This is a genomic window from Kitasatospora sp. NPDC004615 (assembly GCF_042873545.1).
Taxonomy (GTDB): Bacteria; Actinomycetota; Actinomycetes; order Streptomycetales; family Streptomycetaceae; genus Kitasatospora.
On the sequence record NZ_JBIALQ010000001.1, the window covers coordinates 842,064 to 850,950 of the forward strand.

Sequence of the window (8,887 nt, forward strand, 5' to 3'; positions counted from 1 at the left end):
CCGCCCGCGCCGTCATCGGGCCATGGGGACTTTTCGCACCCCGTCAGTCCTGGGTGAACGAGAGGGAGGTGAGAGTGGACGGGGTGGTCGTGTCGTTGGTGCCGATGTCGATCGTGCCGAGGTCCGGCGAGACCCAGCCGGCCAGCACCAACGCCCGCCGCATGCGCGGGAGTTCGGTTCCGCGCAGGGCCGGGACGATCTCGCCGGCGGGGTGCGGCGTCCGCTCGGCGGCAGCGGTCTCGGAGAGCTCCCACGGGGCGACGAGGGTGGCGGTGGTCATGGTGGTCCTCCTGGGTGGTGAGGTGATCGGCAGGCCGGGTGGGGCTGCCGTGACGCAAGTGCCGTCCGACGGGCGTCGGACCAGGGGTGGTGCGGGAGCGTTGCGGCGGCTCGCGGACGGTCAGCTGCGGGGTGGTTCCAGCAGCAGGACGCAGGGCACGTCGGCGGGGTGGGCGAGGCGCAGCAGCGTGTGGCCGATGCCGGCGAGGCCGGTGAGCAGGGCCGGGGTGGGGATGCCGGAGGGAGTGGCGCAGCGGGGCCCGGCGTGGTCGAGCTCGCCGAGCAGGGTGGCGGCCCGGGTGGCCGCGCGGGTGGGGTGGTCGGTGAGCAGGAGTTCCAGGGTGGCGCTGTCGCCGTGCAGCAGGCTGTGGTCGGCGGCCGGTCCGGCGGGCGCCGGGGGCAGTCCCGTCCCGGGGGTGCGGGCGGCCGCCAGGCGGGCGCCGGGGCCGAGCGCCCGGGCGGGGGCGGGCTCGGGCAGCGGGACGCTCCGGCCGGTGGCGGCGTAGCGGTGCAGGGCCCAGCGGCGGTAGGCGGCGCCGTCGGGGGTGGGGTCGGGGGTGGCGGCGAGCCGCTGGGCGCAGTGGTCGGCGACGGCGGCGGCGGCCGGGTCGCCGGTGAGCCGGTGGACGGCCAGTACGGCGGCCAGGCATCCGGCGTCGCCGGAGAGCAACTGCCCGTCGGGGTCGGGGTCTTCGGGCGGTGCGGCGTTCGCGGCGCGGGCGGTGAGCCGGACGGCCGCCCGGGCGGCCTCGGCGAGTGTGCCGGTGTCGTCGAGGTGCAGCGCGTCCAGCCGGGCCAGCCCGTAGGCGATGCCGGCGAGTCCGGTGAAGCCGCCCGCGCCGACGGCGTCCAGGTGGGCGGGGTCCTTGGCGAGCGCGTCGAGCAGCGGGGGCAGGGCCCGGACGGCGCGGCGCGCGGTCTCGGCATAGCGGGCGGTGCCGGTGAGGGCGGCGAGCTGGCCGAGGAACAGCGCGGTGCCGAGGTAGCCGCCTTCGAGGGCCGCGCCCTGCGGCATCAGGGCCCACTGGCGGTCGGTGATCGGTTCCAGGGTGAGCCAGTTGACGCGCTGCCGGTCGCCGTGGGCGCGGGCCAGGATGCGGTCGGCGAGGTCGCAGGCGGCGGCGAGCAGCCGGTCGGGGTCGGACGCGACGGGCGGGCGCGAGCGCCCGGCCGGGGCGGCCGGTGCCGCGCCGGGTCCGGCGGAGCGGGTGGCCAGCGCGGCCCGGACGATCCACTCCTGGTCGTAGAGGTCGGTGCGGTCGAGGGCGGCGATCCGCCGCCGGGTCCGGTCGAGTCCGCTGTCGGCGGGGGCCGGGCCGCAGGGGCGGCCGTCGGCGTGCAGGCGTCCGTCGGCGACGGTGGCGGTGAACAGCGGGATGTCGCCGCGCCAGAGTTCGGCGTGTTCGGAGGCGGCGAGCGGGCGGCGGTGCGGGTCGTCGGCGGACTCGCGCCAGAGCAGGGCGAGCAGCCGGTCGCGGTCGAGGCCGTCGCGCAGCGCGTCGGGGTGGGTGGACTCCTCCAGCAGCGTCGCGTACCGCCGGGTGGGGCGGACCACGACGCGCACGGTGTCGGCCGCGAAGCTCTCCACCGGGCCGCCGGGGGCGAGGAGTTGGGGCGCGGCGTCGGCGAGCGCCCGGTAGCCGGACCGGAATCCGGCGACCAGGGCCTCGGTGTACTCCTGCGGGTCGACGTCCGCCCCGTCGAGCCGGGGCCGGTTGTCGGCGCGCCGCAGCCGGCCCTGCTCGCGCACCAGCCGCATCCGGTCGGTGCCGGCGTCCGCCCAGCCGGGCACGGACATCGGCAGCGGCGCGCCGTCGTCCCCGCCGAGGCCCGAGACGTCGAGTGCGCCGTGCTCGCCGAACATCGGGAACGGCAGCAGCGAGATCCGCTGCACCGAGTCGGCGAGCACCCGGCGCGCCGGGTCGTCGCCGAGCGGCTCGGCCGGCCGGAGGTCGGGGTGGAACAGCGTCTCCAGGTCGACCAGGACGGGCTGGTCACCGGCCGCGATCAGGTTCTCGTAGTGGATGTCGGTGCCGCCGAGCACGTGCAGCAGCGCCAGTTGCATGCCGAGCCGCCGGTAGAAGCGTTCCACGCCGCGCCGGTCCGAGCAGGGCCCCGGCTCGACGAACTCCAGCCAGCCGTAGGCGTCCCGGTCCAGGACGGTGAGGGTGCGCAGCGCGGTGTTCGGCGCCGTTTCGCCGAGCAGCCGCAGCAGCCGGTTCCAGTGCCGGTGGACGCCGAGCGGGCGCGGCTTGTACACCGCGCGCCGCCCGTCGGCGAACCGCAGGACGGCCACCGTCCGGCCGTGGGCGTGCCGGTCGCCCGCCCCGGTCCGGACCCGGACCAGCCGGCCCGGGTCGACGCCGTCGAACAGTTCCCCGACCAGGGCGGCCCGGTCGGCGGCGAACCGGCCGGCCAGTTCGGTCCAGGCGGCCACCGTGTCCTGGCAGCAGTGCGCCAGCAGCCGGGCCAGCACCGGGTATTCGGTGACCAGTGCGGCCAGCCGTTCGGGTGTCGCGGCCTGCCGGACGAAGTCGGCGAACCGCTCGGTGCCGTCCGTCCCGTGCAGCGCGCCGCCGATCCGGGCCACGTTCAGTTCCAGGACCAGGGTCCGGCCGGCGATCCGCGCCAGCCGGGCCGTCAGGTTCTGCTCGAAGTCCCCTTCGAGGGCGGCCAGTTCCGCGTGGTCGCCGACGGCCTTCCAGTCCGGGTCGTCGCGCAGCGCGGCCAGTGCGGTGGCGGTGAACGGGGCCACCACGGCCGCGAACCCTTCCGCCCGCGGCCGCGAGCCGTCGCCGGACGCTTCCGGGCCGACGGACGCGGCGGCCACCGCGCGCCGGACGAAGCCCGCCCAGTCGGGCTGCTCCCCGGCGCGTGCCGCCAGGCGGTCCGCCGGCTCGGCCAGCAGCGCCCGCAGCCGGTCCCGGTCCGCGCCCAGGTCGGCCAGCCAGGCGTCCAGGCGGCCGTCGAGCTCCCGCTCCCAGACGGCGAGCCGGCGATCCACCGACGCCGCGGCCCCGTCGGGCACGGGGCCCGGCGCGGCGCCGGCCGGGCCGGTCACGCGTTCGGTCAGGGTCAACGCCGGTGCCCACCAGGCGCTTTCGCCGGGCCGGCCCCAGGTGGCTGTGGAATCCGTCATGTTGGCAAGCATGGGCGGGCGGCAGCCCCCACCACATGGGGGCCGGCCCCCATATTCCGGCGGCGGGGCGGGCGACCCCCCGGGGGAATGGGGGCGGGCACCCGGGGGCGGGATGCGGAATACGGGGGTCCGGCCGAATGGGCGCAGGGGGCGGGCGGCGCCAGGCTCAGTACATGGATGCGACCACGACAGAGACAGCGGTGCAGGTTCTCGGCCCGATGGCCGCCACGGTCGACGGTGTACGGGTGCGGCTCGGCGGGCCCCGGCCGCGCGCGGTGCTGGCCGCGCTGGCCGCGGCGGGCGGCGCAGTCGTCCCCGAACAGGATCTGATCGACGCCGTCTGGGAGGACCGCCTGCCGGCCAGCCCGCGGCACGCCCTGCACACCTGCGTGGCCGACCTGCGCCGCGCCCTGGACCCCCACCGCCCGGCCGGACGGGAGTCCGCCGTGCTGCGCCACGAGCCCGGCGGCTACCGCCTGCGGCTCGCCCCGGACGCGCTCGACGCCCGGAAGTTCGCCGCGCTCGTCGAGCGGGCCGGCACCGCCCATCGCGCCCACCGCCCCACCGAGGCCCTCGCCGCCACCGACCTGGCCCTGGTCCTCTGGCGCGGCCCGGCCTACGCCGACCTCGCCCACCTGGCCTTCCTGGACCCGGAGCGCTGGCGGCTGACCGAACTGCGATGTACCGCGCGGGAGATCCGCGCCTGGGCGCTGCTCACCCTGGACGCCCACCATCTCGCCGTCACCGAGTGCGCCCTGCTCACCACCGAGGCCCCGCTGCGCGAGTCCGGCTGGGCCCTGCGCGCCCGCACCCTCTACCGCAGCGGCCGCCAGGCCGAGGCGGCGGCCGTCCTGCACACCGCCCGCCGCACCCTGCGCGACGAGCTGGGCGTCCACCCCGGCCCCGAGCTCGCCCACCTCACCCAGCGCATCCTGATCCACGACCCGACGCTCACCGCCGAACTGCACGGGGCGGCGAAGCAGCCCGCCTGAACGGCTCCGAGAAAGGCCCCGGCCGCCGACCTCGGTGGCCGGGGTGGTCGTCATGTCACCGGTGCGGGCTTCGCGCCCCGGCCCGCCGGGACGATGGTCTTCCCCTCCAGCCTGATGTCCAGGCTCTGCCGTCCCGCCAGGACCGCGACCAGCACCAGGCCGAACAGTGCGGCCACCACGCCCAGCGCCGCGCCGGTGCCCCCGAGTTGGAGCAGTGCGCCGGCGGCCAGCGGGGCGATCGGCTGGAGCGCGCCGCCGATGAACGAGGTGGTGCCGCTGACCCGGCCGTAGACGTCGTAGTCGACGACCAGCAGGGTGGTGGTGCCGAGCGCGGCGCCGACCACGGGGGCGAGCAGCAGGACGGGGGCGAGGGCCGCCGCGGGGCCGAGCCGGCCGGCGCTCAGGCCGACGGCGAGCGTGGCGAGCAGCCGCAGCGCGGCCGTGCCGGCCATGAGCCGCCACAGGCCGTAGCGGCGGTGCGCGCCCGCGGCGAACAGCGAGCCGACCAGTCCGCAGGCGGCGGCGGCGCTGAACGCGAGTCCGGTGCCGCCGCCGGCCGCACCGGGGCGCAGCAGCAGGATGTACATGAGCATCGAGACGGCGAGGTTGCCGGGCACCGAGTAGGCGAGGGACGCCCGCAGGAACGGGGTGCGGCGGATGACGGCGAGGCCTTCCCGCAGCCGGGGCCAGCCGCGGGCCGTCGGGCCGTCACCGGCGCCGGACGGCAGGCCGCGCACGCAGGCCAGCGAGACCAGGTAGCTGATGGCGTCCGCGACGAAGGGCACGGCCCGGGCCAGGCCGAACAGGGCGCCGCCGGCGGCGGGGCCGACGATGGAGGCGCTGTAGCCGCGGACCTGGTTGGCGGCGACCGCCTCGGGCAGTTGCTCGGCGGGGACGATGGTGCGCAGCATCTTCCCGGCGGCGGGCCCGAACGCGGTGATCGCGGTGCCGGAGACGACGGTGGTGACGGCGAGCAGCCACAGCGGCGGGCCGCCGGTGAGGGTGGTGACGGCGACGGCGGTGACGGCGGTGAGCCGGACGGTGTCGCAGGCGAGCATCAGCCGGCGCGGCGGGATCCGGTCGGCGAGCTGGCCGCAGGGGGCGGCGGTGAGCCAGGTGGCGAGGAAGCCGAGGGTGGCGAGCAGGCTGGCCTTGGCGGGCGATCCGGTGACCGCGACGGCCAGCAGGGGGACCGCCAGCACGCTCATGGAGCTGCCGAGTTCGGAGGTGAACTGGCCGATCCACAGCCGCCGGAACATCGGGTTCGCCCCGACCAGCCGGAACCGGCGCAGAAAGCGCCGGTCCCGGGCCGGTCGTACGTCGGTTGCCACGTCGCTGGTCACGGCAGCAGTCCGTCCACGGTGAAGTGGAAGTCGGTGCGGGTGCCGGGGCGGGCGAGGCGCAGCCGGTCGAGGAAGAGCGCGACGCCGATCGAGCCGGTGGCCAGGTCGCAGCTCTCCCGCAGGGCCTGTTCGCCGGGGAAGCCGATCCCGCCGGGGATCTCGCCGTCCTGTTCGATCCGGCTGAGCAGGATACCGTCGGCGACCCGGCGGGCTTCGTCCAGCCACCGCTGTTCGCCGAGCAGTTCGCCGGCGTCGAGCAGGACGTTGCCGAGTCCGGCGAGGCCGTGCGCGAGGTGCGGGAAGACGGCGTAGCGGCGGGCCGAGTCGCGCAGCAGGTCCTCGGTGACGGCGGCGAGTTGCTCGTCGTCGGGCCGGACGGTGAGGTAGCGGACGACGGCGACCGAGACGCCGGCGGTGCCCTCGTCCCAGTAGTTGCGCAGGATGGTGCGGCCTTCGGCGGGGCCGGTGCGGGACGGGAAGCCGAGGGTGCCGCCGGGGAGGGTGGCGGCGTGCGCGAGGTCGTGGCCGAGTGCGGCGCGGCCGAGGGTGTACCAGCGTTCCTCGCCGGTGGCGAGGTGCAGGTAGAGCAGGAACAGGGCGATGCCGCTGCCGCCGTGGCCGTGGCCGAGCCGGGTGTGGAGCCGGTCGTCGCCGACGATGGGCTGCGGCCAGTGCGGGCCGTCGGGGCCGTGGACGGCGGTGGCGGCGAGGTGTTCGCCGTCGGCGACGGCGTCGGCGAGCAGTTCGGGGTCGTGCTGGCGGTGCCACAGGTGCAGGGCGGCGAGGCCGTGGCCGGCGGTGCCGTGCAGGATGCCGGGGAGGGCGTTGCGCAGCGGGTGGCGGCGGGCGGAGGCCATCAGGGCGCGGGCGACGGCGGGGTGGCCGAGCGCGTCGAACGCCCAGGCCAGGCCGGACTGGCCGAGGTACAGGCCGGGCGGGTACGCGGCGGGGTCGACGTCCTTGGCGAGCGCCCAGCCGAGCAGCCGGTCGGGCACGCTGCCGCGCAGCCGGTGCAGGCCGTACAGGATGCCGGTGGCGCCGTACGCGAGGGAGAGCGGGTTGGTCTGGTGGACCAGCGGGTTGCTGGGGAACAGCCGGTCGGCGCGCTGCGCGTCGGCGGCGGCCTCGATCTCGGCGGCGATGCCCTCGACCGTGGCGGCGAGGTCGGCGTCCCGCAGCCCGGGCAGGGCCTCGGGGTCGCGGTAGCGGCGGTCGGCGGGTTCGGTGAGCGGGACGGGGGACGCCCACAGCGCGGGGTCGTCGAACGGCAGCGCGTCGATCCGCTTCAGCAGCTCGTCCGGGTCGAAGTCGCCGTCCACGGCCTCCGGGTCGGTCAGGTCCCGGATCAGCGAGGCGAGTTCGGCGGGCAGCGCGAGGTCCTCGGTGAGCGCGTCCAGGAACCGCTCCTGGGCGGGGCGGTGGAAGCCGATGGTGTTGTTGACCACCATGACGGAGGAGAAGATCAGCGCGCCGAGGCAGTGCCAGTCGTTGGCCCGGTCGTAGCGGTTGGTGGCGCGCAGCCGGGGGCTGGCCAGGCCGATGGTGTGCACGCCGAGGTGCGGGTCGATGCCCTCGCGGACGGCGGCCTCCAGGTCGAGCAGCACGGCCCGGCCGTCCTTGGTGATGTGCACGTTGGTGTAGGAGAGGTCGCCGAGCAGGATGCCGCGGCGGTGGGCGGCGGCGACGGCCTCGGCGATCTGCCGCCACAGGGCGCGCTGGGTGCGGTAGTAGGTGCGCAGGCTTTCGCCGTCCAGCTTGCCGGTGATCACGGGGTTGGTGGCGATGCAGTTGCGGCTGTAGTGCGGGCCGTCGACGTACTCCTCGACCAGGAAGGCGTGGCCGGCTTCGTGGAAGAAGTCCAGCGGCTTCACGTAGTACCCGGTGTCGGCGAGCTCCGACAGCACCTGGTACTCCTTCTCCAGCACCTCGGTGGCCGCCCGTCCGGGCCGCCCGACCAGCACGCCCGGGCGGGCCTCCTTGAGCACCACCTGCGCGTCGGTCTCCCGGTCGGTGGCCAGGTAGACGCCGCCACGGTTGCCGAACATCAGCGCGCCCGTCACCACGTAACGGCCGTTCAGCGCGTCTTCCTCCTCGGCCTGTTCGGGCGGGAACGGGTCGGTGACCCACGGCGGCGTCTCGAAGTACGGGTTGCGGACATCGGGGACCAGGGTGCCGTCCGGGGTGGCGATCATCAGGTCGTTGATGCCGTCGGCCCGCAGCCGCTTGATCGCGGCGAAGCCGCCGTAGCGGTAGTAGACGGCCGTCGAGCCGGGCCAGCGCCGGTCGGAGAGGATGTACGGGCCGGTGCGGCCTTCCAGGGCCTCGGCCAACTCCTTGCCCACCGCGTGGAATTCGGCGTCGTCGGCCGGGTAGACGGTGATGAACTTGCCGCTGGCGGTGCGGGAGAAGGTCTTGCCGCTGGTCAGCTCCACCGACCACGGGTCGATCAGGAACTTGAACGCCACGTTGTGCGCGAACAGCACCGGCAGGGCGAGCCGCAGCACCTCCTCGCTCTCCCCCGCCGCCGCGGTGACGTGCAGCTTCCACCCCTGCGCGGGGGTGTTGCGGCCGGGCGGGTCGGCGATGAACCACAGGCCGCGCCGCCGGGTGGCCCAGCCGTCGGGGACGAGTTCACGGAAGGCCGCGAGGTGCGCCGGGGCGGGGCGGTGGCGCTCGGCGGTCTCGTACCAGCGCCGGTCGAACTGGAGGTAGTACTGGAGCGATTGCCAGGAGAGCACGGGCGTTTCCCTTCCGTACGGGTGGTGCGGGGAAAAGGGGCGGGCCCCGGCGGCGCGGCTCCGCCGGGGCCCAGGAGACCTCTTCGGGTCAGCAGCTGTGCGAGTCGCAGGACGAGACGCTGATGGACTCCTGGTCCTCGATCGGGTTGCCCTCGACGGTGACCATCTTCTGCAGCTTCAGGACGTTCGCCATGATGTGCTCCTCTTCTGTGTGGGTTCTTTCTTCCGCCCGTCCGGTCGGCCGGTGCGGTGGGGCGTCAGTGCTCCGCGGGGCCCGTCAGGCCCCTTCGGGTCAGCAGGAGTGCGAGTCGCAGGACGAGACGCTGATGGACTCCTGGTCCTCGATCGGGTTGCCCTCGACGGTGACCATCTTCTGCAGCTTCAGGACGTTCGCCA

The 8,887-nt window shown here is 75.8% G+C and carries 5 protein-coding genes; 1 reads left to right on the forward strand and 4 read right to left on the reverse strand.

Annotated features, from left to right (window positions below; genetic code table 11):
* Positions 1-43: 43 nt before the first annotated feature.
* Together ACFYS8_RS03905 and lanM are read right to left on the reverse strand one after the other, a co-directional pair.
* On the reverse strand, positions 44-280 hold the full coding sequence (locus ACFYS8_RS03905) for a hypothetical protein (RefSeq protein ID WP_387635311.1): 237 nt from the start codon (positions 278-280) through the stop codon (positions 44-46).
* Positions 281-400: 120 nt separating this feature from the next.
* Positions 401-3,418: a type 2 lanthipeptide synthetase LanM gene (lanM, locus tag ACFYS8_RS03910; RefSeq protein ID WP_387635314.1), complete on the reverse strand. Its 3,018-nt coding sequence runs from the start codon at positions 3,416-3,418 to the stop codon at positions 401-403.
* A gap of 173 nt (positions 3,419-3,591) precedes the next feature.
* Between lanM and ACFYS8_RS03915 the strand changes: the two genes are divergently transcribed.
* Positions 3,592-4,410 carry a BTAD domain-containing putative transcriptional regulator gene (locus ACFYS8_RS03915; RefSeq protein ID WP_387635317.1) on the forward strand — a complete coding sequence of 273 codons (819 nt, stop codon included), beginning with the start codon at positions 3,592-3,594 and terminating at the stop codon, positions 4,408-4,410.
* A gap of 50 nt (positions 4,411-4,460) precedes the next feature.
* On the opposite strand, the gene ACFYS8_RS03920 is transcribed toward ACFYS8_RS03915, so the two are convergent.
* Complete coding sequence (locus ACFYS8_RS03920; protein WP_387635321.1) at positions 4,461-5,753, reverse strand: MFS transporter; 1,293 nt, start codon at positions 5,751-5,753, stop codon at positions 4,461-4,463.
* Positions 5,750-8,491, reverse strand: coding sequence for a class III lanthionine synthetase LanKC (gene lanKC, locus ACFYS8_RS03925; RefSeq protein WP_387635324.1), 2,742 nt, complete (start codon positions 8,489-8,491; stop codon positions 5,750-5,752). The genes ACFYS8_RS03920 and lanKC overlap by 4 nt, the downstream gene beginning before the upstream one ends.
* Between the last annotated feature and the right edge of the window lie 396 nt (positions 8,492-8,887).

Excerpts from the sequence above, each read along its gene's own strand:
- ACFYS8_RS03905 (WP_387635311.1), bottom strand. The coding sequence starts at position 280 with ATGACCACCGCCACCCTCGTCGCCCCGTGGGAGCTCTCCGAGACCGCT.
- lanM (WP_387635314.1), bottom strand. The coding sequence starts at position 3,418 with ATGACGGATTCCACAGCCACCTGGGGCCGGCCCGGCGAAAGCGCCTGG.
- ACFYS8_RS03915 (WP_387635317.1), top strand. The coding sequence starts at position 3,592 with ATGGATGCGACCACGACAGAGACAGCGGTGCAGGTTCTCGGCCCGATG.